The sequence below is a fragment of the Streptomyces sp. DG1A-41 genome (assembly GCF_037055355.1).
Classification (GTDB): domain Bacteria; phylum Actinomycetota; class Actinomycetes; order Streptomycetales; family Streptomycetaceae; genus Streptomyces.
This window is the reverse complement of record NZ_CP146350.1, coordinates 999,762-1,024,555: the sequence shown is the minus strand read 5'-3', so window position 1 is coordinate 1,024,555 and position 24,794 is coordinate 999,762. Positions and strand designations below refer to the sequence as shown.

Here is a 24,794-nt window from a genome sequence, read left to right as displayed (position 1 = left end):
CGATGCCCCCTCAGGGTTGGACATGGATCTTGGGCCCGGGCCCGGAGCCGGGCGGGCGTTCGCCGGCGAGGACGGGGCCCACCTCGTCCAGGCCCACGGTGGCGGCGACGAGCGGTCTGGGGTCGACCGATCCGGCGGCGTACGCCCGGATGGTGGCGTCGAGGCCGGGGGAGGCGGACAGGACGCCTGTCGCGGTCACGTCCTTGAGGACGAGTGCGCGGGTGTCGATCCTGCTGGGCTCGCCGGCCAGCCCGATGTACACGAGGCGGCCCCCGGGTTCGACCAGCTCCAGGGCCAGATCCGGCAGCCGGGCGGCGTTCGAGGCGTCGACGGCCGCGTCGAAGGGCACGTCCGGCACGCAGTCCTCCGGCCACACGTGCTCGAAGCCCAGGGAGCGGGCGAAGGCGAGGGAGCTCTCGGTGGTCCCCATGAGGTGCACCTCGGCACCGGCCGCGCGCAGGAACATCGCCACCAGCAGCCCGATCGTCCCCGGGCCCATGACCAGGGCACGGTTCCCGCGCGCCGCCGCGGCGGCCCGAGCGGCGCGCAGGGCGTTGCCGCCGGGCTCGACGAGCGCGCCGAGCACGGCGTCGACGGAGTCGGGCAGGGCGTGCAACGAGAAGGCGGGTACGGCGAGTTGCTCCGCCAGCGCCCCGGGCATGCCCCCGCGTATGCCGACCTCCCGCCGCTGCTCGCACACATGCTGTCGGCCACGCAGACAGCGGCGGCAGCTGCCGCAGCCGAGCATGGTGTCGCCCATGACACGGCGGCCGAGCCAGGCGGGATCGACACCGTCACCGACCGCCGCCACCCGCCCGGCCCACTCGTGGCCCGGCCGCATCGGGTAGGCGGAGTGGCCCTGGTGGAGGTAGGCCATCGCGCCGGTGAAGAACTCCACATCGGTGCCGCACACACCGACCCGCTCGACGTCGACGACGACCTCACCGGGGCCGGCCACCGGCGCCGGAATCTCCCGGACCTCGTACGCGCCGGGACCGGTCAGGACGAACGCGCGCATCATGTCGCTCGCTCGACCGTCTGCTTATGCTTCATGACGTTCCGGAATCTAGACCGCTGTACCGTCTATGGGAAGGGCTCCATGGAGAGACTCCGCAGCGCGCAGTGGTACGAGGGACAGGACCGCAACGCCTACATCCACCGGGCATGGATGCGGCGCGGCGTCCCCGGCGACGCCTTCACCGGCCGGCCGCAGATCGCCATCGCCAACACCGCCTCGGACCTGACTCCTTGCAACGCGCATCTGGACGAGGTCGCGGCCTCGGTGCGCAACGGCGTGTACGAGGCGGGCGGCATCCCGCTGGACCTGCCCGTGGTGTCGCTGGGCGAGACCCAGGTGCGGCCCACCGCCATGCTGTGGCGGAACATGGCCGCGATGGCCACGGAGGAGATGCTGCGGGCCAACCCCGTCGACGGCGTCGTCCTGCTCGGCGGCTGCGACAAGACGATCCCGTCGCTGCTCATGGCGGCGGCCTCGGTGGACCTGCCCGCGGTGGTGGTCCCCGGCGGCCCGATGCTCAACGGCACCTTCCGCGGGGGCCTGCTGGGCTGCGGCACCGGTGTCTGGCAACTGTCGGAGGAGGTCCGCGCGGGCACGCTCTCCCAGGAACAGTTCACCCGCTCCGAGTCGGCGATGATCCGCAGCCGCGGACACTGCAACACGATGGGCACGGCCTCGACGATGGCGCTGGTGGCGGAGGCACTCGGCACCGTCGTCCCCGGTACGGCCGGCACCCCCGCCCCCGACAGCCGGCTGCTGGAGGCCGCGCACCACACCGGCCGGCTGGCGGTGGACATGGTGGGAGCCGACCGGCGGCCCGCGACGTTCCTGACCGAGGCGTCCTTCCGCAACGCGATCGTCGCGCTGGCCGCCATCGGCGGCTCGACCAACGCCGTCGTCCATCTCCTGGCCATCGCGGGCCGGTTGGGCATCGACCTGTCGCTCGACGACTTCGACCGTATCGGCTCCCGCGTACCGGTCCTGGTGGACCTCCAGCCGGCCGGTCGCTTCCTCATGGAGGACTTCCACCGCGCCGGCGGCCTGCTCGCCGTTCTGCGCGAGGTACGCGACCTGCTCGCCCCCGACGCGCTGACCGTCACCGGCAGGCCGCTCGCCCACTACCTCGACGACGCCGAGATCTGGGACGGCGAGGTCATCCGCACCCGCGCCGAGCCGCTGGTCGCCGAGGGCGGCATCGCCGTCCTTCGCGGCAACCTCGCACCCCGCGGGGCCGTCATCAAACCGGCCGCCGCCTCCGCGCACCTGCTCCGGCACCGGGGCCGGGCCGTCGTCTTCGACAGCATCGAGGACTTCCGCGCCCGGATCGACGACCCCGGTCTCGACGTCGACGCCGACTCCGTCCTCGTGCTGCGCGGCTGCGGCCCCAAGGGCTACCCGGGCATGCCCGAGGTCGCCAACATGCCCCTGCCGAAGAAGCTCCTCGCCCAGGGCGTCCGCGACATGGTCCGGGTCTGCGACGGCCGGATGAGCGGCACCGCGTACGGCACGGTCGTCCTGCACGTGGCCCCCGAGGCCGCGGCCGGCGGCCCCCTCGCCCTCGTACGGACCGGGGACGTCATCAGCCTCGACGTCGAGGCCCGCCGTATCGACGTCGACGTGCCGGACGGTGAACTCGCCCGCCGAACCCCCGACACGGCCACCGTCACCGGCTTCGCCAGACCCCGGCGCGGCTGGCAACGCCTCTACGTCGACCACGTCCTGCAGGCCGACACCGGAGCCGACCTCGACTTCCTCGTCGGCTCCAGCGGCTCCGAGGTGACCCGCGAGTCACACTGACGACAGATCACTTCGCGGGAGTCACCACGTCACGGGCAGCTCCGTGACCCCACCGGTGAGGGTGGTGCGCACCTCCAGCCCGTCCAGTTCCCTGGCGAGCCGCAGACCGGGCAGACGGCGGGCCAGCGTGGCGATCGATCACCTGCGCACGGCCTACCAGCCCGTCCTCGACTCCTCATCCGGCGAGGACGTCGAGGCCGTTCTCGCCGTGGTCCGGATGACCCATGACGAACCCGCGCTGCGCGCCGCCTACCTCGTGCTCCGGGAGCGCGCGGAAGAGACGTTCACCGAGGTGCTCGCCGAACGCATGGGCATGCCGCCCGGGACGTTCGAGGTACGTGTGCAGGCAGCCAGCACGAACGCCGTACTCAAGGTCGCCGCCGACGAGTTCGCCCGGGAAACGGCCGGCCGGGGCATCACCCCCGAGGTGCTGAACGATCACCGCGAACAACTCGCCCACGCTCTCGGCCTCGTCACCAGGAGACTCTCGGGCACAGACACCGGCTGAGGAGCCCCTCTCGCTTCAGCGCTCGCGACGACCGGCCCGGTCGGCGTGCGGGTTGTGGGCGCGTACCGCTGCCGCGACCGCGGCGTCGTCGGCCCGGTCGCGCGCTTCGAGGCCCGCGACGATGCCCTCGATGGTGCTCTGCGGCTGGTTCTGGCTGAGCTTGAACTTGGCCTCGACACGGCTGATGGCCACCTCGACGCCGACGATGGCGCGCAGTCGCCGTTCGACGAACTCCGCCGGGGCCTGGTCGACCGACCAGGGTTCGGCGCGCCCGGCTTCGTGCCGGTCGGTCAAGCGGCGTATCTGGCCTTCGATCCAGGCCGGGTCGTCGTGCACGACCAACTGCCCGTACACGTGCGCGGTCATGTAGTTCCAGGTCGGCACCACCCGGTGGTGCTCCTCCTTGGCCGGATACCACGACGGCGTCACGTAGGCATCGGGCCCGCGCACGATCACCATGGCCTCGCCCCGCACCGGCCGGCGCCACTGGTCGTTGCCGCGTGCCATGTGGCCGATGAGGGCGCCGTGTTCGCCGGCGTCCGGGTCGTACTCGAACGGCAGCAGGGTGGCCACCAGGCCCTCGGGGGTCATGGTGATCAGGTCGGCAGCGCCGTGGTTGGCGAGCAGGTCACGGACCGCTGCTTCGTCGGGGACGAAGTGCTTGGGGAGGTACATGGGCAGCCTTTCGTACGGTCGGGGCTCAGGTGGTGGCCCGGGGCCCGGCCGGGCTCAGGTAGTACACGGCGGTCTGCGCGGCATGCGGGGCGAGCAGGCCCTGCAACTCGTCCGCCGCGACCTTGAGGAGGTCGCCGTCGCGCGTGGCGTGGAGGGTTTCGAGGACGAAGGCGACGTGGGTGGACTCCTCGGTGACGCGGGTGCGGTGGGCGTCGCGGTGGTTCCAGTGGCGGGTCAGGACGCCGGTGGCGTCCGCGTAGATGATCTCGCCGGGCTTGGGGTGCTCGATGCTGCCGGGTTCGCCGAGCGGGGTGAAGGACTCGGTGCCCTCCGCGTAACGGATGGCGACGTCCCCGGCGACGTGGGTCAGGTCGAAGGCGCCTGCGGGCAGACCGTGCCGGACGGAGACGGCGTTGTAGGAGTCGACGGCCGGGTTGATGCGCGGCAGGCTTCCCTTCTTGGCGAGGCGGCGGCCGAGCGCGTCGACGCTGGGGCGGATGCGGCGGGGGTTGGTGCCGAAGGAGCGGTAGGCGGTGTGCCAGGCCTCGATGCGCGGGTCGGTCTCGCCGGCGGGCTGCCAGGTGCCGTCGGCGAGTTGCCGCTCCAGGTCCGCCACGGCGGTGGCGGTGTGGGGCCAGGGTTCGTGGCCGCGCAGGCTGGTGGCGGTGACCAGGGCGATGAGCGTGTCGGGGAAGGCCTCCGCGACGGCGGGGGTGAGATGGAAGGTGGGCATGGCGGGTTTTCCGTTTCTCGCGTCGGGGCGGGCCTTGGTCCGGTGATGCACAGGTGCGGGGCCGCTCAGGTCAGGGCGAGCAGGCTGACCGCGACGGCGGCGGTGCCGAGGCCGACGAGCTGGCCGCGGTGGATCCGTTCGGCGAGCACGCCTCGGGCCAGCAGGACGGTACCGGCCGGGTAGAGGGCGGTGACCACGGCGACGACGGCGAGGTCCCCGCTGCGGGCGGCCAGCAGGAACAGCAGGTTCGCCACGGAGTCCAGCGCACCCGCGGCTGCCGACAGGGCGTACGCGGGCCGCTCGGTGCCCAGCTTGCGGCGCATCAGCCCCGCCGCGGCCAGAGTGACGGCCGAGGAGACCGTCCGGCCGACGATCAGCGGGGCCACGCCGCTGTCGGAGGGCGCATGGTGCAGGCAGACCAGCTGAAGGGCGATGGCGGCGCCCGCGCCGAAGGCCAGCAGCAGCGCCGTACGGGAGGGGCGTGCCGACCCCGCGCCGTGGCCGGCGCTGACCAGCACGACCGCCACCAGTGCGAGCGGCAGCCCCACCAGCCCCGCGGCGGCCAGGTGCTCGCCCTGCAAGAGGCCCACACCGACGGGCAGTGCGGCGGACACCAGCGCGGTCACGGGCGACAGCACGTTCATCGGACCGATCGCCAGCGTGCGGTAGAGCAGGGCGAAGGCGGCGGCTGAGGCGACCCCGGACGCGGCACCCCAGCCGAGGGCGCCGGCGCTGAACGAGGCTCCGAGCACCGGCCACAGCAACAGCTCGACCGCGAGGCTCGCCGGGGCCGCGATCATCACCGTGCGCAGCACATGAGCCTTGCGGGCGCCGAGGCCGCCGAGGAAATCGGCGCATCCGTAGGCGAGCGAGCTGCCCAGCGCCAGCAGCAGAGCGATCACAGTACATCCCTTACCATTCATTGGAACGACCAGACCGTACAACAGAACGACCGTCCGATGTCAACCAAACGACCGGACGGTGCAGTCGAATGTTCCAGCTGCAAGGATGGTGATCAGGTGGCCGAGACAGCCGCTGCCCTGCGAACGGTCGCGCACAACGTCCGGGCGGCCCGCATCCGCGCGGGCCTCACGCTGGAGGAACTCAGCCGGCGCGCCCAGGTCAGCAAAGGCGCCCTGGTGGGGCTGGAGAAGGCCCAGGGCAACCCCAACCTGGCCACCCTGGTCCGGCTGGCCGACACCCTCGGCATCTCGGTGTCCGCCCTGATGCAGGGATCGCCCGAAGGTCGCGTCCGTGTCGTCTCCGCCGAGGCCGTGGCTCCCCTGTGGGCCGGAGAGCGGGGCGGTGAGGCCCGGCTGATGCTGACCACCTCAGGACCGGCGCCGGTCGAAATCTGGCGCTGGCGGCTGGAACCGGACGAGGAGTACCCCAGCCACCCCCACCAGGCCGGCGTCGTGGAAACCGTCAGCGTCACCTCCGGCCGGATGGCCCTGATCGTCGACGGCGCCGAGCACGCCGTCGAGGCCGGCCAGACCGCCCAGTTCGACGGCGACACCCCGCACACCTACCGCGGCTCCGGCGCCGAGACCTGCCACCTGATCATGACGGTCCATCTGCCTCCCGGTCCCGCCCCGGCGAGTTGATCCGCAGGAGCGGCCGGTCGCTCCTGTGGATCAGTCGGCAATCGGATTGCCCTATCCGTGGTTTTGGTGGTGCCGTGGACGTGTCGATCCGGATGGGTCTATCCGTCTCAGATCGGGGTCCTGGGCCGGGCCGCCAAGCCGCGGGCCTGCGGCACGTGGTCTGGTCGACACTGGAGGACACTCGCGAGCTTCTCCCGCTGGACGACGACCGGATGCCCGTCTTGCTGGGCACGTACGTGCGGCATGTGGACTGACTGGGCATGGCCGGCCCGCTAAGCGGTGGATCGTCGCAGTTCGATGAACTGTCAACTACGTTTACACTTCCGTCATGGAAGAGACGGTGCGGTGGCTGACGCCGGAGGAGCAGCACGCGTGGCGGAGCTTCGTCCGGTTGCACGAGAAGCTCTGGGGCCGGTTGTCGCGGTTGATCCAGGCGGAGTCGAAGCTGTCGGCTGCCGACTTCGCGGTGTTGGTCCATCTGACGGATGTGCCGGAGGGCCGGCAGCGCTATCAGGATCTGGCCCGTGCGCTGGAGTGGGAGAAGAGCAGGATGTCCCATCACATCGCGCGGATGGCCGGGCGGGGGCTGGTGGTGCGGGAGGAGTGTCCGGACGACGGGCGCGGCGCCTTCGTGGCGATCACGGAGGCGGGACGCGCGGCGATCGAGGCCGCTGCCCCGCTCCATGTCGAGGCGGTGCGGGAGCTGTTCCTCGATCATGTCACGCCGGCGGAACTGCGGGTGCTGACCGACGTCTCCGAACGCGTTGTGGGCAAGCTGGACGAGGGCGCGTCCTGACCGAGTGGAACGTCCGGCGGGGCGGCGTGATGCGCGGCTGAGGACTGCCGGAGGCCGGTCCGCACGCCGGGCGCGTATGGCTTGCGGCCTGCCCCTGTGACATGGTAGTTGATGCAACAACTGAAGTGGATGGAAGGTGGTCCCGGTGAGCAACGTGGAAACCGCGCCTCCGGAGTTGAGGTGCGGCGCCCTGGTCGATGACGGGCGGGGGACCGGAGCTGCCGAGGTCGAGGTGCTGTCGGCGCGGCAGGTGCCCCTGGGCGGCCCACGTGCCATGCGCGTGCGGCGGACGCTGCCCCAGCGGAGCCGGACGCTGATCGGCGCCTGGTGCTTCGCCGACCACTACGGCCCGACCGACGTCCGCGCGACCGGCGGCATGGACGTACCGCCGCATCCGCACACCGGCCTCCAGACGGTGAGCTGGCTGTTCAGTGGGGAGGTCGAGCATCGCGACAGCCTCGGCACCGTCGCGCTGATCCGGCCCGGCGAGATGAACCTCATGACGGGCGGGTACGGGATCGCCCACTCGGAGGTCTCCACGTCGCGCACCACCGTCCTCCATGGCGTCCAGCTGTGGGTGGCACTGCCCGAGGAGCACCGGAACGCCGATCGGGACTTCCAGCACCACGTTCCCGAGCCGGTGCGGACCGATGGGGCCGAGATCAGGGTCTTCCTGGGCTCGCTCGCCGGAAGCACCTCCCCGGTGCGGACCTTCACTCCTCTGGTCGGTGCCGAGATCACCCTCGAACCGCGTGCGGCGCTCACCCTCGCCGTCGACACCGCCTTCGAGCACGGCCTTCTCGTGGACAGCGGAGACGTCCGCCTGATCGACACCGTGCTGCGCCCGGCCGAACTCGGCTACGTGCCCTGCGGTGCCGACGCCCTGACGGCGGTGAACGAATCGGACGGTCCAGCGCGGGTGATCCTGCTCGGGGGCCCTCCTTTCGAGGAGGAGATCGTCATGTGGTGGAACTTCATCGGACGCAACCACCAGGACATCGTCCGGGCCCGGGCGGACTGGGAGGCGTCCTCCGGCCGATTCGGTGCCGTCGAGGGCTATCCCGGGGGCCGTCTTCCCGCGCCGGCCCTGCCGAACGCCGTCATCACCCCGCGCCGGAATCCCCCGCGTCGCTGACCTTCCGCGCAAGGCACATCACGAGCCGATGTCCCGAGCACAGTTGATGCATCAAGGGCGGTCGGCCGATGTTCGGCCCAGGGTCTGTAATGGTTGTCCTGCCTAGCGGGGTTACGTCAGCCTGTCGGCATGAACGGCATGACCCTCGAAGCGGGATGCGCGACCGTCCCGGGCAGCGCGCGCGACCACCGGCGGCTCTCCCTTGCCACCGGCATCTACGCCCTGGGAGAGGGCTGCCGCATCGTCGTCGCCACGCTGGACGGGATCTCGGCGTGATCGCACTGACCGTGAAGGCGCTCGTTCCGGTCGTCCTGCTGATCGCGCTGGGCTACGCGCTCAAGCGATCGATGATCACAGCGGAGAGTTTCTGGTCCGAAGCCGAGCGCCTCAGTTATCGCGTGCTGCTGCCGGCCCTGTTCCTGCACAGCCTGGCGACCGCCGACACCGACGACCTGCCGGTGGGGGCCCTGGCCGGCGCGCTGATCGCCTCCACGCTGGCAGTGGCCGTGCTGGTCATCGCCTGCAAGCCCCTGATGCGGCTGAAGGGCGATGCCTTCACCTCGGTCTTCCAGGGCAGTATCCGGTTCAACAACTACATCGGTGTGACGATCGCCGCCGGCCTGTTCGGCACCAAGGGCGTTGCGATCGCCGCGGTCTGCAACGCGGCGATCGTGCCCACCGTCAATGTGCTGTGCGTGCTGGTCTTCGCGTGGTTCGGGACAGCGCGCCTTCAGTTCTCGGGCGTCGTCAGACAACTCGTGACCAACCCGCTCATCCTCGCCTGCGCAGGAGGCATCCTCCTTCAGGCACTCGATCTGAGCCTGCCGCCGGGCATCGCACCAGCGCTCCAGGCCTTGGGGGCCGCCTCGATGCCGCTGGGTCTGCTCTGCATCGGTGCCGCTCTGCGCTTCGGCGCCGCACGATCATGGGCGGCGCCGATCCTCACGTCCTCGTCCGCCAAGTTCGCGCTCATGCCCGCCGCTACGTTCCTGGCCGCCCGGTTCTTCGGCCTGGGTTCTCACGCGCTGCTCATCGCCGTGCTCTTCCAGGCCCTGCCCACGGCATCGTCGTCGTACATCCTGGCAAGGCAACTCGGCGGCGACGCACCGCTGATGGCCGGGATCACCGCCACACAAACACTCCTGGGCACAGCCGCTGTCCCGCTCGTCGTGGCCTTGGTCCCGGCATAGCCCCGACCCGGCGCTACCGTTGCCTGCCGCGGTGGCGGCGGACCGCGTCGGTGTTGGCGCAGCGGGCGGAGCAGTAGGCACGGCGGCCGTTGCGGCTGGTGTCGACGAAAGCGGTCCGGCAGGAGTCCAGCGCGCATACGCCCAGCCGTTTCCCCTCGGCCTCCATGGCGAAAATGGCCAGACCTCCGGCGGTCACGGCTTTCACGCGGCTCTGGAGGTCCTGGGCGTCCGGAGCGAAGTGCAGATGGGGCCGCAGGTCGTCGTGTGTGGTCAGATACACGCTCCTGGCGCCGTCCGCGAGCAGGGTGTTGATGTTCTGACACCGCTCGGTCTGCGAGGACGCCTCGAAGACCGGCCTCATCCGCCGCGACCAGTCCCTGATCTCCCGGCACGTGGAGCCGGTGACACGCGGACGACGGATCTGGTGCTCTCGCAGCACCCGTTCCAGTGCCTCAGGCAGCCATGACCCACTGCCATCGAGGTTCACCAGGGCTACGGCCAGGTGAACCCCGACCATGTTGTCATGCTCAAACTGCACTTGACCATTGCAGCACAGGGTTCCCGTGGGGGCCAGGGCCTGCCTGCGGGCGGATTACTGGCGGGCGTCGTAGCTCTCACGCGCCGCGAGTACTTCGCTGATGTGTTCCTCGGCCCAGTGGCCCAACGCCTGGAGCGGGGCGTGCAGGGTGCGCCCCAGTGCGGTCAGCTCGTATTCGACCCTCGGCGGGACCTCGGCGTACACGTGCCGGGTGACGATACCGTCGCGTTCCAGGTCCCGGAGTGTCTCGGTGAGGACCTTCGCGCTGATGCCCTCGACGGTGGTGCGCAGGTCCCGGAAGCGCATGCGTCCGGCGCTGAGAGCGATGACCACCATGGCCGTCCACTTGTTGGCGATGCGGGCGAGCGAGGTGCGGGACGGGCAGGTCGCCGTCATGACATCGAAGGCCGGATGCTGTGGCATGCGTCACATCTCCCCATTGGTTACGTTGAGGTGACTGGTTACCGATGGTGAGTATAGGGCTTCAGCAGGAAGTACTCGACTGGACTCAACCGAGGAGAATCGATCATGGAGCCCACCACCACGCTTGCCGTCGCCAACCGCTACGTAGACGCGGTGTCCGCCAAGGACTTCGCCGCTGTCGCGGGCATGTTCGCCGACGACATCGTCTGGCACCAGCCCGGTGCCCACCGCTTCTCCGGCAGCCACCGTGGCGGGGCGGCGGTGGGGGAGTTCCTCGGTGCCCAGATGACCGCCACGCAGGGCACGTTCGATCTGTCGCTGACCGGCGCACCCATGATCAACGGTGATCTGGTCGCGATCCCCGTCCACTTCTCCGCCAAGTGTGACGGCAGGGAGATGTCGATGGACGGTGTGGACGTGCTGCGGGTCGTGGGCGACAAGATCGTGGAGGTGTGGCTCTTCTCCGCCGACCAGGAGGCCGAGGACGCCTTCTACGGCGCCTGAGCCGACGGGTGTGTTCACGGGGCGACGGACGGGAGGCGGCTGCCGTCGTGGCAGCTCGTGCCGGTAGCTCGTACCGACGAGTGAGCCGGGGACCTGCGCCCGCTCTGGCGTGTCTTTCGGAGGCGAGGAGCCCCGAGCCACGGAACGGTCCGCGTCACCCGGGTCACGACCACCGCGTAGCCGACGCCGACAACGAGAGAGGCGAACAGGGCGGTGAGCGGGAAGTCCTCCTGTAGGTAGGGATAGACCTGGTAGTGCGTCAGGTAGATGTAGAGGGAGCTGCTCGCCAGGACGCCCGCGAGTGCGTTGAGCGGGCTGAGGCTGGGCAGGGCCGGTACCCAGATCAGCAGCGCCAGGCTGACGAGCACGACGGCCGTGCGCAGGGGCTGGTCCTGGAACAGGCCGGGCAAGGTGAGCAGCAGCAACGCCGTCAGCAGCGCTCGTTGACGTACGGTTTCGGCTCGCGCCGCAGCCCACCCCAGGGCGAACAGCCAGAAGACCACCGTGGGGCTCAGCTGGGGACGGGCGGACGCCAGGCCCGGCAGGTCGTAGCGGCCGACCAGGGCGACGGCCGTGAGGGCCAGCGGCAGGCCGAACGCGTACCGCCGCTCCAGCCGGTCCAGCAGCGGTACGGCCATCAGGGCGGCGAGGACGACGAGGAAGTAGACCAGGGCCTCCACGAACCAGTACGCCCAGTCGAAGCGGTCGTCCCCCTGGTCGAGCAGGCTGTTGAGCAGCACGGCGTTGGCCGGATCGTAGAAGTCGGTCAGGAGCACCGCGCCGGTGATCCACACCATGCTCGGTACCGCGATGCGGGCGATGCTGCGCCCCATGTGCCGCAAGCGCTCGCGGCGTTCGGCGCCGGTCAGCTGGAAGCGGGCGAAGTTGTAGCCGGCGACACAGATGAGGATGTGGGCGAAGCCCTTGATCTCGAAGATTTGGACATGTGAGCCGACGATGAGGACGATCCCGACGGCGCGCAGGGCGATGCCGGTCTCCAGAGTGCGGCGGGTCCGCCAGGACTCCGGGGCGGACCAGGAGCGCAGCGCCCTGCGCAGTCCGGGCGCCGGGCGGGCCCGCCGGGGCTCAGGCCGCTCCTGCTGCCCTCCCGTTGGCTCCGGCGCGGGCGCCGCCGTGGCTCGCAGCTCGCGGATCGTTCTCCGGTGCCAGTCGGCAGGGAGGTGGCCCAGGGACTCCTCCAGGCGCAACGACATCTCGACGTAGCACAGCGAGTCACCGCCCAGGCTGACGAAGCTGCTGTCCTCGGTGACGTCGGCGTGGTCGAGGATCTCCGCGTAGAGGCGGAGGAGATCCTGACCGGGGCCGGGTGCTGCCTCCCGAGCGGGGCGCGTCAAGCGCCGTACCGCCGCGTAGTCGGGCTTGCCCGTGGCCAGGCGGGGGAGCCGGTCGAGGACGCGGACCCGTACCGCGCGGGACGGGAGCCCGCACTCCTGCGCGACCAGCCGCCGGATCCTTGCCTGCTCACCGGCGTGCCCGAGCGCGGCCACCGCGAGCGCCTCCCCGTCACCCGCGCAGTACGCCGTGACCCCGTGCTCCTCCAGCAGCGACTCGACGCGCTGCGGGTCGATCCGCAGCCCCAGGATCTTCGCGAAGCGGCTGCGGCGGCCCACGATCTCGTACAGCCCGTCGGGCGCGCGCCGGGCCAGGTCCCCGGTGCGCAGTTCTTCCACGGTCCGGCCGAGGGCGAGGTCGGCCGGGCTCTCGGCGTAACCGAGCATCACGTTCGGCCCCGAGTAGAGCAGTTCGCCTACGTCCGGACCGTGGCCGTCGGCCGGCAGCAGCCGGAACGAGCCGCCGGGTATCGGTACACCGACGGCCTCGGGGCGCTCCGCGGCGAGCTGCGGCGGGAGGTAGGCCATGCGGGCCGTGGCCTCGGTCTGGCCGTACATCACGAACAGCTGCCAGCCCGAGCGGCGCCCCAACTCGGCGTACCTGACGACGCGTTCGGGAGCGAGTCTGCCCCCTGCCTGGGTGACGCGGCGCAGATGCGGCAGCTCCATGTGCTCGAAGCCGATCCGGTCGAGCAGATCGAAGGTGTACGGCACGCCCGCCAGCGAGGTGCCACCCCCGGCCCGGAACTCCTCCCAGAAGGCCGCCTCGGAAACCGACCGCTCGGTGAGGATCAGCCCGGCGCCGCGCAGCAGATGGCTGTGGATGACGGACAGGCCGTAGCAGTAGTGCATGGGCAGGGTGGTGGCCGCCCGGTCGGAGTCGTCGATGCCGAGGTACGTGGCGATGGACTCGGCGTTGGCCTGGAGGTTCTCGTGGGAGAGCCGCACCAGCTTGGGTGAGCCGGTGGAGCCGGAGGTGCTCAGCAACAGGGCGAGGCCCGGGTGCAGGGTGTGGACGCTGAAGCGGTGATTTTCGGTCAGAGTCCATGTTCCGTCGGCCTCCGGTCGGGCCACGACGTCGGGGGCGTACGCCTGTGTCAGCGAGCGGATCGTGCTCTCGCTGTCGCCGGGGACGAGCAGGAGGGGATGTCCGGCGGAGAGGGCGGCAAGATACGTGACGAGCGCGTCGGCGCGGTTGGCCCCGGCCAGCAGCACCAGCCGCCGAACGGGCCCCAGGCGTTCGGCGGTCTCGGCGACCCGCTCGGCCAGCTCGCGGTACGACAGCTCTCCCTCCGGCGTGATGAGTGCGACGCGGTCGCCGTAGGCCGCGAGTTCGCGCGCGAAGGACACGCCGTTCGGCCGCGCAGGCCGCGCAGGCCGCACGGGCTGCGCGGGCAGCAGACGCACGGGGGACGGAGCCGGGAGGGGCTTGGAGGGGTGGAGCACGGGGTGCGCCCTTTCCGCGGCAACGTCCGCTTCAGCACAGAACCCTTGACGTTTAGGTAATGCTTACCTTATTCATGACAGGGCCATAATCAAGCCACAGAAAAATCACAGGTTCCGCTTCGCCCCCGCTTTCCACCGACGCGACCGGCGGTGGCACACAGGCGAGCCCCGCAGGAAGGCACACACCATGCGACGCCCCTCGGTTCGCCGGATGACCGCGCTGGTCGCGGCCGCTTTGCTGCTCCCCGCCCTCGCGGCGTGCGGCTCCGGCGACAAGGACAGCGGGGGCGAGGGCGGGAGCTCCTCCCTCGTCATCTACTCCGGCCGCAACGAGAAGCTGGTCAAGCCACTTCTGGACAAGTTGGAGAAGGCCGTCGGCACCGAGGTCGAGGTCCGCTACGGCGACAGCGCGGAGCTCGCCGCCCAGATCCTGGAGGAGGGCGACCGCACCAAGGCCGGGCTGTTCTTCTCCCAGGACGCCGGAGCTCTGGGCGCCCTGTCCAGGGAGGGCATGCTGGAGAAGCTGCCCACGGCCACCCTCGACAAGGTCGACGAGGCATACCGCGGCGCCGCTGGTGACTGGGTCGGCCTCTCGGGGCGCGTCCGTGTCATCGCGTACAACCCGGACCAGGTCGACGACGCCGAGGTCCCGGACAGTGTCTTCGACGTGGTCAAGCCGGAGTGGAAGGGCAAGGTCGGTTTCGCGCCGACCAACGCCTCCTTCCAGGCCTTCGTCACCGGTATGCGCGTCCTGAAGGGTGACGACGCCACCCGCGAGTGGCTCGAAAACCTCAAGGCGAACGGCGCCAAGACCTACGCCCACAACCTCGCCACCCTGGACGCCGTCGAGGCCGGCGAGGTCTCCCTCGGCCTGGTCAACCACTACTACTGGTACGAGCGGGTCGCCGAGAAGGGCGAGGACAAGGTCAACTCCAGGCTGCACTTCCTGCCCGGCAAGGACCCAGGCGCGCTCGTCAACGTCGCCGGCGCCGGCGTCCTCGAGGACAGCGGGCAGAGCGAGACCGCCCAGAAGGCGGTGGACTACCTGCTGTCCAAGGAGGCGCAGACCTACTTCGCGGACCACACCAAGGAGTACCCGCTGGCCGCGGGCGTCACCAGCGCCGTGGAGGACCTGCCGCCGTTCGAGTCGCTCGAGTCCCCCGACATCGACCTCGGCAAGCTGGAGTCCCTCCAGGAGACGCTGGTCATGCTCCAGGACGTCGGACTGGTCTGACCCGCCGTGCCCGCATCGCCGTCCCCTCCCACAAAGACGCGTACGCCATCCCGTAAAGCACGAACAGGGCGTACGGCCGACCGCAGACCACCCCTGATCCTGCTCGTCCCCGCCTGCGTGGCCGCCCTGTTCGCCCTGCTGCCCCTTGCCTACCTCGCCGTCCGCGCCCTGGAACGCGGAACGGTCTTCGCCTGGGACGTCGTCTCCGACGAACGCACCCTGGACCTCCTCGGCCGCAGCCTCGGCCTGACCGTCGTGGTCGTGGCGGCTTGCCTCGTGCTGGGGATCTCGCTGGCCTGGCTGACCGTGCGCACCGCACTGCCCGGGGCCCGCGCCTGGTCGGTGCTGGCCACGCTGCCGCTGGCCGTGCCCAGCTACGTCGCCGCGTTCGCCTGGCTGTCGGCCGAGCCGGGCCTCGCCGGGTTCGGCGGCGCCGCCCTCGCCCTGACACTGGTCAGCTTCCCGTACGTCCATCTGCCGGTCGCCGCCGCGCTGCGGGGCATCGACCCGGCACAGGAGGAGGCCGCACGCTCCCTCGGGCACGGGCCGCTGCGGACATTCCTCAGAGTCACGCTCCCGCAACTGCGGCCCGCGGCCGCCGGCGGGGCGCTGCTCGTCGCGCTGTACGTGCTCTCCGACTTCGGCGCGGTGTCCCTGATGCGGTACGACACCTTCACCCGGGCCATCCACACCTCGTACCGCGCCTCCTTCGACCGGACCCCCGCCGCCGCCCTCAGCGTGGTGCTGGTCGTGATGACCATCGTCCTGGTGGCCGCCGAGGCCCGCACGCGCGGACGCGCCGGGCACGCCAGGACCGGCGCGGGCACCGCCCGCCCGGCTCTGCCGGTCGCCCTCGGCCGGTGGCGGCCGATCGCCCTGCTGTGGTGCGGGGCGGTGACGGCCGTGGCCGTCGCCTTCCCGCTGGGCACCCTCGGGTACTGGCTGGCCGTCGGCAGCTCGGCCGGCTGGGACCTCGGCGGGCTCGCGGAGACGGCCTCGGCGACGTTCGGGGTCGCGGCGGCGGGCGCCGGCCTCACCACGGTCCTCGCCCTGCCCGTCGGTGTGATCGCCGCCCGGCACCGGGGCCGCGGCGCGCGTCTGCTGGAGCAGGCGGCGTACGCGGGACACGCGCTGCCCGGCATCACGGTCGCGCTCGCCCTGGTCTTCTTCGCCGTGCGCTACGCGTACCCGCTCTACCAGCGACTCCCGCTGCTGGTCTGCGCCTACGCCGTGCTGTTCCTGCCGGTCGCGGTGGCCGCCACCCGCGCGGCCGTGCTCCAGGCACAGCCCGTCCTGGAGGACCTGGCCCGCTCACTCGGGCGACGGCCGTGGCAGGTGCTGCGCGAGGTCACCGTGCCGCTGGCGGCGCCCGGAGTGGCAGCCGGGGCCGCGCTCACCTTCGTGGTCTGCATGAAGGAACTCCCCGCGACCCTGTTGTTGCGCCCCACCGGCATGGACACCCTCGCCACCCGGCTGTGGACCGAGACCGGCGCCGGCTCCTTCGCGGCAGCCGCCCCGTACGCCGCCGCGCTGATCCTGCTGGCCGCCGTCCCCTCCTACCTCCTAGGCAGGCACCGGACATGAACGAACTGCACGTCGTAGGACTCACCAAGTCCTACGGAGCCGGGGAGCCGATCCTGCGCGGACTCGAACTCACCGTTCCCGCAGGCGCGTTGGCGGCGGTTCTCGGCCCTTCCGGCTGCGGCAAGACCACCCTGCTGCGGGTCGTCGCCGGGTTTCTGCGCGCCGACGCGGGCACCGTCCGACTCGGCGACCGCCTCCTGAACGGGCCCGGCGTCCACGTCCCGCCGGAGCGCCGCCGTATCGGCATCGTGCCCCAGGAGGGCGCCCTCTTCCCGCACCTGAGCGTGGCCCGCAACGTCGCCTTCGGCCTGACCGGCGCCGACCGTTCCGAACGGCGGCGCATCACGGACGAGATGCTCGAACTGGTCGGCCTCACCGGCTACGGCGACCGCATGCCGCACGAGCTGTCCGGCGGCCAGCAACAGCGTGTCGCCCTGGCCCGCGCCCTGGCGCCGCGACCCCAACTCATCCTGCTCGACGAGCCGTTCAACGCCCTCGACAGCGCACTGCGGGCAGGGGTGCGGGCGGACGTACGGTCAGCGCTGCGGGCGACCGGCGCCACGGCCGTGCTGGTCACCCACGACCAGCAGGAGGCCCTGTCCACCGGCGACCTCGTCGCCGTCGTACGGGACGGCCGGGTCGCCCAGTGCGCCACCGCGCAGGACCTCTACCGACGTCCGGCGGATCCCTGGGTCGCCGGCTTCGTCGGCGACGCCGTCCTGCTCCCCGGCACTGTCGACGTCGGCAGCACGGCCCGGACCGCCCTGGGTACGGTGCCCCTCGCCGCCCCGCCCGGCGGCCTGCGCGCCGGCACGGTCCTGCTCCGTCCGGAACAGCTCCGCCTCACCGACGCGGACTCCGAGGGCGCGGTCAGAGGGACGGTCACCGATGTCTCGTACTACGGCCACGACGCCATGGTCACGGTGGCCGTCGAAGGTCACGACACCCCCATCGGCATCCGCGTGGTGGGACCGCTTCCGGTCCGCCCCGGGGAGGAGACGGGCGTCCGCGTCGAGGGCGAGGCGGGCTTCCACCCGTAGGCGATTCCGCGTGCGGGTTCCCTGGGCTTGCTCCGTGTCGTACGGCTTGGTCCGTGCCGTGACGCAAGCACGCGGGAAAGGCGGAACGTGTGCTCTGATGCCAGGCGCACCACCTGGAGGAACGGAGCGGTTGACACAACGTCCGGATACCGCGCCCCGGCCGGACAGATCACGCATTGGCGCTGCCTGGAGTCGTCGAGATGCTCAGGAGACCGCAGCAGTCCGACGACCCAGGCCGGGAGACGAACATGACCGCACTGTCGCCGCACCTTCGCCAGGCCACGCCCGTGGTGGCGGCCCGGGGCGAGGGCGTCCACCTCTTCGGTGAGGACGGCCGCCGCTACCTCGACTTCACCGCCGGCATCGGCGTCACCAGCACCGGGCACTGCCACCCCAAGGTCGTGGCGGCGGCGCAGGAGCAGGTGGGCACGCTGATCCACGGCCAGTACACGACAGTCATGCACCAGCCGTTGCGCCGCCTCGTCGACAAGCTGGGCGAGGTGCTGCCGGCCGGCCTCGACAGCCTGTTCTTCACCAACTCCGGCAGCGAGGCCGTCGAGGCGGCGCTGCGGCTGGCCCGGCAGGCCACCGGCCGGCCCAACGTCATCGTCTGCCACGGCGGTTTCCACGGCCGTACGGTCGCCGCCGCCTCCATGACCACCTCCGGAATCCGCTTCCGGTCCGGTTTCTCCCCGCTGATGAGCGGTGTGGTCGTCACGCCCTTCCCGACGGCCTTCCGCTACGGCTGGGACGAGGAGACCGCCACCCGCTTCGCGCTGAAGGAACTCGACTACACCCTCCAGACGATCTCCTCGCCCGCGGACACGGCCGCGATCATCGTCGAGCCGGTGCTCGGCGAGGGCGGGTACGTGCCCGCGAACCGCGCCTTCATGGAAGGTCTGCGGGAGCGGGCGGACCGGCACGGCTTCCTGCTGATCCACGACGAGGTCCAGACCGGCGTCGGCCGCACCGGACGCTTCTGGGGACACGACCACTTCGGCGTCACCCCGGACATCCTCGTCACCGCCAAGGGCCTGGCCAGCGGCTTCCCGATCTCCGGCATCGCCGCCTCCGAGGAACTGATGACCAAGGCCTGGCCCGGATCGCAGGGCGGCACGTACGGCGCCAACGCCGTCGCCTGTGCCGCCGCCTGCGCCACCCTCGACGTCGTTCGCGACGAGAAGCTCGTGGAGAACGCCGAGGCGATGGGCAAGCGGCTGCGCCAGGGCCTGGAGGCGGTGGCCGACCGGACTCCGGGCATCGGCGACGTCCGCGGCCTCGGCCTCATGCTCGCCACCGAGTTCGTCACCGAGGACGGCAGCCCCGACCCGGAGACCGCCGCCCGTGTGCAGCGGGCCGCCGTCGACGAGGGCCTGCTCCTGCTGCTGTGCGGCGCGTGGAACCAGGTGGTCCGCATGATCCCCGCCCTCGTGATCGACGAGGCGGGCGTCGACGAGGGCCTCCAGGCCTGGGCGAACGCCGTCGAGGCCGGCACTTCGGGAGCGGCGGACCGATGAGCACCGCCACCCGCGACCTGGCGGGTCTCACGGCCCGTATCGCCGAGATCGCGCCCGGTTTGCGGGTGGAGACCGGCCGGGGGGCGACGGGCCCCTACGCCTACGACGCCTCCAACTACCGTGTGCTGCCCCGGGCCGTGGCCTATCCGCGCACCGCCGACGACGTGGTCGCGGTGCTGCGGGCCTGCCGCGAGACGGGCGTCCCCGTCACCGCCCGGGGCGGCGGCACCAGCATGGCCGGCAACGCCGTCGGGCTCGGAGTCGTCCTGGACCTCTCCCGGTACATGAACCGGATCCTGGACATCGACCCGGCGACCCGCACCGCACGCGTCGAGGCCGGTGTCGTCCTCGACGCGCTGCGCGGCGCGACCGCCCTGCACGGGTTGGACTTCGGCCCGGATCCGTCCTCGCACAGCCGCTGCACCCTCGGTGGCATGATCGGCAACGACGCGTGCGGCAACCGGTCGGTGCGCGACGGGCGGACCAGCGGCCACGTCGAGGCCCTGGAGATCGTGACGGTCGACGGCGTGCGGGCCGTCGCCGACCACTCCGGGCTGCGGGCCGCCGAGCCGGGCGACGCGGATGCTGTGCGGCGCGTCGCCCGGCTCGAATCCGACCTCAGGCGGCTGGTCGCGGACAACCTGGCACTGATCCGCACCGAGCTGGGCCGGATCCCCCGTCAGGTCTCCGGCTTCCAGCTGCATCACCTGCTGCCCGAGAACGGCTTCGACCTGGTCCGTGCTCTGGTGGGCACCGAGGGCACCTGTGCGGTCGTCACCGCCGCGACGGTCCGCCTGGTGGCGACCGCACAGGCTTCCACGCTGCTGACGCTCGGCTACGAGGACGTGGTCGAGGCGGCCGAGGACGTGCCGGAGATCCTGCGCTGGTCGCCCAGCGCGGTGGAGGGCATGGACGAGGCGATCGTGGCAACCATGCGCACCCGCCGTGGTGCGGATTCGGTGACCGGGCTGCCCGAGGGGCGGGCCTGGCTGTACGTCGAACTCGAAGGCGACGACCAGGCTGCGGTGAACGCCCGCGCCGCTGAACTGCTTGAGGCTCTCAAGGCCCGGGGTCGGATGACCGGCGGCCGGGTCGTGGAGAGCCCGGCCGAGCGGCGGTCGCTGTGGCGGGTGCGTGAGGACGGGGCCGGGCTGGCCGCCCGGCTCGTGGACGGCGGGGAGTCCTGGCCCGGTTGGGAGGACGCGGCCGTCGCGCCCGAGAACCTGGCCGCCTACCTGCGCGACTTCCGCAAACTGCTGACCACCCACGACCTGACCGGTGTGCTCTACGGGCACTTCGGCGCGGGTTGCGTCCACGTACGCATCGACTTCGACCTGGCCACCGAGGCCGGGCGGGCGGTCATGCGCCGTTTCCTGACCGAGGCGGCCGCGCTGGTCGTCGGGCACGGCGGCACGCTGTCGGGTGAGCACGGTGACGGGCGGGCGCGCAGCGAACTGCTCGAGGTCATGTACAGCCACCTCATGATCGCCGCATTCGCCGCGTTCAAGAAGACCTTCGACCCCGAGGGGCTGCTCAACCCCGGCGTGATCGTCGATCCAGCGCCCTTGGACGCTGACCTCGCGCTGCGTGAACTCCCGCTGCTGGAGACTACGTTCGGCTTCCCGCACGACGAGGACGGCTTCGCGGGCGCGGTACGCCGCTGCGTCGGTGTGGGACGCTGCCGCAGCGACTCCGGCGGCGTGATGTGCCCGAGCTACCGGGCCACGGGCGAGGAGAACGACTCCACCCGCGGCCGGGCCCGCATGCTCCAGGAGATGGTGCGCGGCGAGGCCGTCGCCGACGGCTGGCGCTCGACCGAGGTCAAGGACGCCCTCGATCTGTGCCTGTCGTGCAAGGCCTGCTCCAGTGACTGCCCGGTCGGCGTCGACATGGCCACGTACAAGGCCGAGTTCCTCCACCAGCACTACAAGGGCCGCCTGCGCCCCCGCTCCCACTACTCACTCGGCTGGCTGCCCAAGACCTCCGCCCTGGCCGGTTACGCCGCCCGGCCGATCAACGCACTGCTGCGCGGGCCGGTCGGGCGGGTGCTCGCCCGTCTCGGCGGCGTCACGACGAAGCGCACCATCCCCGCCTTCGCCTCGCGCCGCACCCTGCGCAAGACCCTGCGCGCCGCCAGAACCGCCGAGCCGGCGAAGGCCGTGCTCTTCGTCGACAGCTTCACCCGCGCCTTCCGTCCCGAGGTCGCGGGAGCCGCGAGCCGTGTGCTCGCCGACGCCGGCGTCTCCTGCGCGCCGCAGGACGGACTGTGCTGCGGGCTGACCTGGGTCAGCACCGGACAGCTGAACGTCGCCCGCAAGATCATGGCCCGCACGGTCGCCGCGCTCGACGGCGGTGACGACCGGCCGATCATCGTCGCCGAGCCGAGCTGCGCCGCCGCCTTGCAGCGTGACGTCCCCGAACTGCTCGGCACCGAGGCCGCCCAGCGCGTAGCGAGCCGCGTCCACACCTTCACCGGGGCCCTGGCAGACCTGGCCGACCAGGACTGGAGCCCGCCGCCGCTGCCCGAGAGCGTCGTCCTTCAGACCCACTGCCACGAGTACGCCACCTTCAAGGGCCGCCGCCCCGCCGACCTGCTGCGCCGCCTCGGCGTACGCAGCGTCGACGAGGCCGAGGGCTGCTGCGGACTCGCCGGGAACTTCGGCTTCGAGGCGGAGCACTACGACACCTCCATGGCCGTCGCCGATCTGGCCCTCAAACCCCGCATCGACAACCTCGACGGACGCACCGTCGTGGCCGACGGCTTCAGCTGCGCCACCCAGATCGACCACCTCGCCGGTGAACGGGACATCCGCGCCCTGCACCTCGCGGAACTCCTCGACCCCGCCGCCGATCACACAGGAGAGACATCATGACCGAGGTACTGACCCAGTTGTTCATCGGCGGTGCCTGGGTGGACGCCGCGGACGGCGCCACCATGCCCGTCGACGACCCCGCGACCGGCGAGATCCTCTGCCACGTCGCCGACGCGGGCCCCAAGGATGCACGGCTCGCCGAGGAGGCCGCCGTCCAGGCCCAGGCCGAGTGGGCACGTACCGCGCCCCGGGCCCGCAGCGAGATCCTGCGCCGCGCCTACGAGCTCATCCTCGAGCGCACGGACGAGCTCGCCCACCTGATGACGTCCGAGATGGGCAAGCCGCTCGCCGAGGCCAGGGGAGAGGTGGCGTACGCCGCCGAGTTCTTCCGCTGGTTCTCCGAGGAGGCCGTCCGCATCGACGGCGGCTGCGGCACGTTGCCCGACGGCCGCAACCGCATGCTGCTCTCCCGCCGCCCGGTCGGTCCCTGCCTGCTGATCACGCCGTGGAACTTCCCGCTGGCCATGGGCACCCGCAAGATCGGCCCGGCGATCGCGGCGGGCTGCACGATGATCCTCAAGCCGGCCCCGCAGACCCCGCTGTCCAGCCTCGCGCTGGCCGGCATCCTCAAGGAGGCCGGCCTGCCGGACGGCGTGCTGAACGTCGTCACCACCTCCCGCGCCGGAGAGGTCTGCGAACCGCTCCTGCGCGGCGGCCGGATCCGCAAGCTGTCCTTCACCGGCTCCACGGCCGTCGGCCGGCTCCTGCTCGCCCAGTGCGCCGACACCGTCGTCCGGACGTCGATGGAGCTGGGCGGCAACGCGCCGTTCATCGTCTTCGACGACGCCGATCTCGACGTGGCCGTGGACGGCGCGATGGTCGCCAAGATGCGCAACATGGGCGAGGCCTGCACGGCCGCCAACCGCTTCTTCGTGCACCGGTCGGTGGCGGAGGAGTTCGGACGGCGGCTCGCCGAGCGGATGGGCGCGCTCGTGGTGGGCCCCGGCACCCGGGACGGTGTCGACGTCGGCCCGCTGATCGACGCCACCGGACGCGCCAAGGTCGCGGAGCTGGTCGCCGACGCCGTCGAGCGCGGCGCCCGGGTGCTCGTCGGCGGCCGTACGCCGGAAGGCCCGGGCTGCTTCTACCCGCCGACCGTGCTCACGGATGTCTCCCCCGAGAGCCGCCTGATGGACACGGAGATCTTCGGCCCCGTCGCGGCGATCCTCACCTTCGACGACGAGGAGGAAGTCCTGCGCCGCGCCAACGACACGCCCTGGGGTCTGGTCGGTTACGTCTTCACCCAGGGGCTGGACCGCGGGCTGCGCGTCAGCGAGGGTCTGGAGGTGGGCATGGTGGGCCTGAACACCGGCCTCGTCTCCAACCCGGCCGCGCCGTTCGGCGGGGTCAAGCAGTCCGGCCTCGGCCGTGAGGGCGGCCGGGTCGGGATCGACGAGTTCCTGGAGTACCAGTACGTCGCGGTGCCCGTGCGATGACGGCGTTCCTGTCCTGACACACGCCCCGTCGCGCACCGCGCGGGAAGCCCCGCGTACCCGGCCCGTTCCCCCAGGGCCGCTCGCGGGCCGCCCCGTGCCCGGCCTCCCCCCCCGGCCGGGCACGGGGCACACGGCCGACACGTCCGGCGCACCGGCGGCCCCACGACACCCCGGGCCAGGACGACTTCTGGAAGCACGTCCGCGCGGCTTACCCGGAGCAGCAGCCCCTGCTCAACCTGAACAACGCCGAGTCAGCCCGCCGCCCCTGGTCGTCGAGCAGACGACGATCGACGCCTACCGGCTGGTCAACCGGAACCCCGACCGCAACATGTGGAGCAACCTCGACCTGGCGCTCCCCGAGGCCAAGGCGGAACTCGCCGAGCTGATCGACTGCGACCCCGGCGAGATCGCGCTGAACCGGAACTCCACCGAGGGCCTGTGCACGGCGATCTTCGGTATCCCGCTGGCCGCCGGCGACCCGGTCGTGGTCTCGCACTGGGACTACCCGAGCGTGCGCGCCGCCTGGTTCCAGCGGCAGGAACGCGAGGGCATCGAGGTCGTCACCGCCGACTACGACCTCATGGACAGCGACGACGAGATCTTCGCGGCGTACGCGGCGGTCCTGACACCGCGCACCCGTGTCCTTCAGATCACCCACATGTCCCACTGGACGGGACGGGTCGTGCCGGCGAAGCGGCTGTGCCGGCTGGCGAAGGACCACGGGACGCTCACCGTGGTGGACGGCGCCCAGACCTTCGCGCAGATGCCGGTGAGCTTCCGTGACCTGGATTGCGACTTCTTCGTCACCAGTCTGCACAAGTGGATGGGCGCGCCGGTGGGCAACGGCATGCTGGTCGTCAGGGAGCAAGTCATCGACCGTACGTGGCCCCTGCTGGCCCCCTTCGATCCGCCGCCGCTGCGCGTCGACAAGTTCGACCACTGGAACCTCGGCACGTACAACTCGGCCCTGCAGGCCGGCATCCTGCCGGCGGCGCGCTTCCACCGGGAGATCGGGGCCCGGGCCGTCCACGCGCGCGTACGGGAGCTGACCCGGTACTGGGTGGAGCGCGCCGCCGCGATCCCCGGGTTCAGGCTGCACACGCCTCTGGACACGGAGTCCCTGGGCGCGGTGAGTCTCTTCTCCGTCGACGGCCTGGACGCCAGGGCGGTGGAACAGGAGCTCCGTGACGCACACCAGGTGCATGTGCAGTACCGGGAGGTACGGCACCTGAGCGGCCTGCGCGTGTCGCCCCACATCTACATGCGCGAGAGCGAGCTCGACCGCTTCGTGGACCCTCTCGCGGAAGTGGTGGACAAGCAGAGCGCGGGCCGCTCCTGACGCGCGAACGCGTCACGCCCCTGCCGGCCGTCGGCAGCAGGGGGCGCTGTCA

22 protein-coding genes are annotated in these 24,794 nt (G+C 71.5%); 15 read left to right on the top strand and 7 right to left on the bottom strand.

What is annotated here, in order from left to right:
• Positions 1-10: 10 nt before the first annotated feature.
• Positions 11-1,018 (bottom strand): alcohol dehydrogenase catalytic domain-containing protein, encoded by a 1,008-nt coding sequence (locus V8690_RS04815; RefSeq protein WP_338776066.1) that lies wholly within the window; start codon positions 1,016-1,018, stop codon positions 11-13.
• An 81-nt stretch (positions 1,019-1,099) separates the two neighbouring features.
• Here V8690_RS04815 and V8690_RS04810 point away from each other — a divergent pair, with 81 nt between their 5' ends.
• A complete protein-coding gene (locus V8690_RS04810; RefSeq protein ID WP_338776065.1) occupies positions 1,100-2,815 on the top strand; it encodes an IlvD/Edd family dehydratase in 1,716 nt (571 codons plus the stop codon).
• 127 nt (positions 2,816-2,942) lie between these two features.
• On the top strand, positions 2,943-3,323 hold the full coding sequence (locus V8690_RS04805; protein WP_338776064.1) for a hypothetical protein: 381 nt from the start codon (positions 2,943-2,945) through the stop codon (positions 3,321-3,323).
• 15 nt (positions 3,324-3,338) lie between these two features.
• Here the strand turns inward: V8690_RS04805 and V8690_RS04800 are convergent, their stop codons facing one another.
• The 3 genes from V8690_RS04800 to V8690_RS04790 form a co-directional block, all read right to left on the bottom strand.
• The gene (locus V8690_RS04800) at positions 3,339-3,998 is read right to left on the bottom strand and encodes an FMN-binding negative transcriptional regulator (protein ID WP_338776063.1); all 660 of its coding nucleotides are present in this window, start codon (positions 3,996-3,998) and stop codon (positions 3,339-3,341) included.
• A gap of 25 nt (positions 3,999-4,023) precedes the next feature.
• Positions 4,024-4,731 carry a phenylalanine--tRNA ligase beta subunit-related protein gene (locus V8690_RS04795; RefSeq protein WP_338776062.1) on the bottom strand — a complete coding sequence of 236 codons (708 nt, stop codon included), beginning with the start codon at positions 4,729-4,731 and terminating at the stop codon, positions 4,024-4,026.
• Between the two features lie 65 nt (positions 4,732-4,796).
• Positions 4,797-5,633, bottom strand: a complete 837-nt coding sequence (locus V8690_RS04790; RefSeq protein WP_338776061.1) for an EamA family transporter — start codon at positions 5,631-5,633, stop codon at positions 4,797-4,799.
• A 117-nt stretch (positions 5,634-5,750) separates the two neighbouring features.
• Here V8690_RS04790 and V8690_RS04785 point away from each other — a divergent pair, with 117 nt between their 5' ends.
• The 5 genes from V8690_RS04785 (at position 5,751) to V8690_RS04765 (ending at position 9,456) form a co-directional block, all read left to right on the top strand.
• Entirely contained in the window at positions 5,751-6,335 is a 585-nt protein-coding gene (locus tag V8690_RS04785) for an XRE family transcriptional regulator (protein WP_338776059.1), read from the top strand.
• Between the two features lie 328 nt (positions 6,336-6,663).
• Complete coding sequence (locus V8690_RS04780) at positions 6,664-7,131, top strand: MarR family winged helix-turn-helix transcriptional regulator (RefSeq protein WP_338776057.1); 468 nt, start codon at positions 6,664-6,666, stop codon at positions 7,129-7,131.
• A 145-nt stretch (positions 7,132-7,276) separates the two neighbouring features.
• Positions 7,277-8,266, top strand: a complete 990-nt coding sequence (locus V8690_RS04775; RefSeq protein ID WP_338776056.1) for a pirin family protein — start codon at positions 7,277-7,279, stop codon at positions 8,264-8,266.
• A gap of 129 nt (positions 8,267-8,395) precedes the next feature.
• A complete protein-coding gene (locus V8690_RS04770) occupies positions 8,396-8,542 on the top strand; it encodes a hypothetical protein (RefSeq protein ID WP_338776055.1) in 147 nt (48 codons plus the stop codon).
• Positions 8,539-9,456, top strand: coding sequence for an AEC family transporter (locus V8690_RS04765; protein ID WP_338776054.1), 918 nt, complete (start codon positions 8,539-8,541; stop codon positions 9,454-9,456). The genes V8690_RS04770 and V8690_RS04765 overlap by 4 nt, the downstream gene beginning before the upstream one ends.
• Before the next feature lie 13 nt (positions 9,457-9,469).
• Here V8690_RS04765 and V8690_RS04760 read toward each other — a convergent pair whose 3' ends face one another.
• Positions 9,470-9,994, bottom strand: a complete 525-nt coding sequence (locus tag V8690_RS04760; protein WP_338776053.1) for a CGNR zinc finger domain-containing protein — start codon at positions 9,992-9,994, stop codon at positions 9,470-9,472.
• A 54-nt stretch (positions 9,995-10,048) separates the two neighbouring features.
• Entirely contained in the window at positions 10,049-10,417 is a 369-nt protein-coding gene (locus V8690_RS04755) for a helix-turn-helix domain-containing protein (RefSeq protein ID WP_338776052.1), read from the bottom strand.
• Between the two features lie 105 nt (positions 10,418-10,522).
• On the opposite strand from V8690_RS04755, the gene V8690_RS04750 reads away from it, so the two are divergent.
• Positions 10,523-10,921: a nuclear transport factor 2 family protein gene (locus tag V8690_RS04750; protein ID WP_338776051.1), complete on the top strand. Its 399-nt coding sequence runs from the start codon at positions 10,523-10,525 to the stop codon at positions 10,919-10,921.
• Between the two features lie 14 nt (positions 10,922-10,935).
• On the opposite strand, the gene V8690_RS04745 is transcribed toward V8690_RS04750, so the two are convergent.
• Entirely contained in the window at positions 10,936-13,719 is a 2,784-nt protein-coding gene (locus V8690_RS04745; RefSeq protein ID WP_338776050.1) for an AMP-binding protein, read from the bottom strand.
• A gap of 187 nt (positions 13,720-13,906) precedes the next feature.
• Between V8690_RS04745 and V8690_RS04740 the strand changes: the two genes are divergently transcribed.
• The 7 genes from V8690_RS04740 to V8690_RS04710 all read left to right on the top strand — a co-directional run bounded on the left by V8690_RS04740 (position 13,907) and on the right by V8690_RS04710 (position 24,742).
• A complete protein-coding gene (locus V8690_RS04740) occupies positions 13,907-14,953 on the top strand; it encodes an iron ABC transporter substrate-binding protein (protein ID WP_338776049.1) in 1,047 nt (348 codons plus the stop codon).
• Between the two features lie 117 nt (positions 14,954-15,070).
• The gene (locus V8690_RS04735; RefSeq protein WP_338776048.1) at positions 15,071-16,537 is read left to right on the top strand and encodes an iron ABC transporter permease; all 1,467 of its coding nucleotides are present in this window, start codon (positions 15,071-15,073) and stop codon (positions 16,535-16,537) included.
• The gene (locus V8690_RS04730) at positions 16,534-17,577 is read left to right on the top strand and encodes an ABC transporter ATP-binding protein (RefSeq protein WP_338776047.1); all 1,044 of its coding nucleotides are present in this window, start codon (positions 16,534-16,536) and stop codon (positions 17,575-17,577) included. The genes V8690_RS04735 and V8690_RS04730 overlap by 4 nt, the downstream gene beginning before the upstream one ends.
• A gap of 248 nt (positions 17,578-17,825) precedes the next feature.
• Positions 17,826-19,094 carry an aminotransferase class III-fold pyridoxal phosphate-dependent enzyme gene (locus V8690_RS04725; protein WP_338776046.1) on the top strand — a complete coding sequence of 423 codons (1,269 nt, stop codon included), beginning with the start codon at positions 17,826-17,828 and terminating at the stop codon, positions 19,092-19,094.
• On the top strand, positions 19,091-21,967 hold the full coding sequence (locus V8690_RS04720) for an FAD-binding and (Fe-S)-binding domain-containing protein (RefSeq protein WP_338776045.1): 2,877 nt from the start codon (positions 19,091-19,093) through the stop codon (positions 21,965-21,967). Before V8690_RS04725 ends, V8690_RS04720 begins: the two co-directional genes overlap by 4 nt.
• Positions 21,964-23,403, top strand: a complete 1,440-nt coding sequence (locus V8690_RS04715; RefSeq protein ID WP_338776044.1) for an NAD-dependent succinate-semialdehyde dehydrogenase — start codon at positions 21,964-21,966, stop codon at positions 23,401-23,403. The genes V8690_RS04720 and V8690_RS04715 overlap by 4 nt, the downstream gene beginning before the upstream one ends.
• A complete protein-coding gene (locus V8690_RS04710; RefSeq protein WP_338776043.1) occupies positions 23,336-24,742 on the top strand; it encodes an aminotransferase class V-fold PLP-dependent enzyme in 1,407 nt (468 codons plus the stop codon). The genes V8690_RS04715 and V8690_RS04710 overlap by 68 nt, the downstream gene beginning before the upstream one ends.
• The last annotated feature ends 52 nt before the right edge of the window (positions 24,743-24,794 follow it).

Bases quoted from the DNA above. Each gene is read 5' to 3' on its own strand.
- V8690_RS04740 (WP_338776049.1), top strand. From the start codon at position 13,907: ATGCGACGCCCCTCGGTTCGCCGGATGACCGCGCTGGTCGCGGCCGCT.
- V8690_RS04795 (WP_338776062.1), bottom strand. From the start codon at position 4,731: ATGCCCACCTTCCATCTCACCCCCGCCGTCGCGGAGGCCTTCCCCGAC.
- V8690_RS04725 (WP_338776046.1), top strand. From the start codon at position 17,826: ATGACCGCACTGTCGCCGCACCTTCGCCAGGCCACGCCCGTGGTGGCG.
- V8690_RS04755 (WP_338776052.1), bottom strand. From the start codon at position 10,417: ATGCCACAGCATCCGGCCTTCGATGTCATGACGGCGACCTGCCCGTCC.
- V8690_RS04810 (WP_338776065.1), top strand. From the start codon at position 1,100: ATGGAGAGACTCCGCAGCGCGCAGTGGTACGAGGGACAGGACCGCAAC.
- V8690_RS04800 (WP_338776063.1), bottom strand. From the start codon at position 3,998: ATGTACCTCCCCAAGCACTTCGTCCCCGACGAAGCAGCGGTCCGTGAC.
- V8690_RS04715 (WP_338776044.1), top strand. From the start codon at position 21,964: ATGACCGAGGTACTGACCCAGTTGTTCATCGGCGGTGCCTGGGTGGAC.
- V8690_RS04780 (WP_338776057.1), top strand. From the start codon at position 6,664: ATGGAAGAGACGGTGCGGTGGCTGACGCCGGAGGAGCAGCACGCGTGG.
- V8690_RS04720 (WP_338776045.1), top strand. From the start codon at position 19,091: ATGAGCACCGCCACCCGCGACCTGGCGGGTCTCACGGCCCGTATCGCC.
- V8690_RS04770 (WP_338776055.1), top strand. From the start codon at position 8,396: ATGAACGGCATGACCCTCGAAGCGGGATGCGCGACCGTCCCGGGCAGC.
- V8690_RS04815 (WP_338776066.1), bottom strand. From the start codon at position 1,018: ATGCGCGCGTTCGTCCTGACCGGTCCCGGCGCGTACGAGGTCCGGGAG.
- V8690_RS04750 (WP_338776051.1), top strand. From the start codon at position 10,523: ATGGAGCCCACCACCACGCTTGCCGTCGCCAACCGCTACGTAGACGCG.
- V8690_RS04730 (WP_338776047.1), top strand. From the start codon at position 16,534: ATGAACGAACTGCACGTCGTAGGACTCACCAAGTCCTACGGAGCCGGG.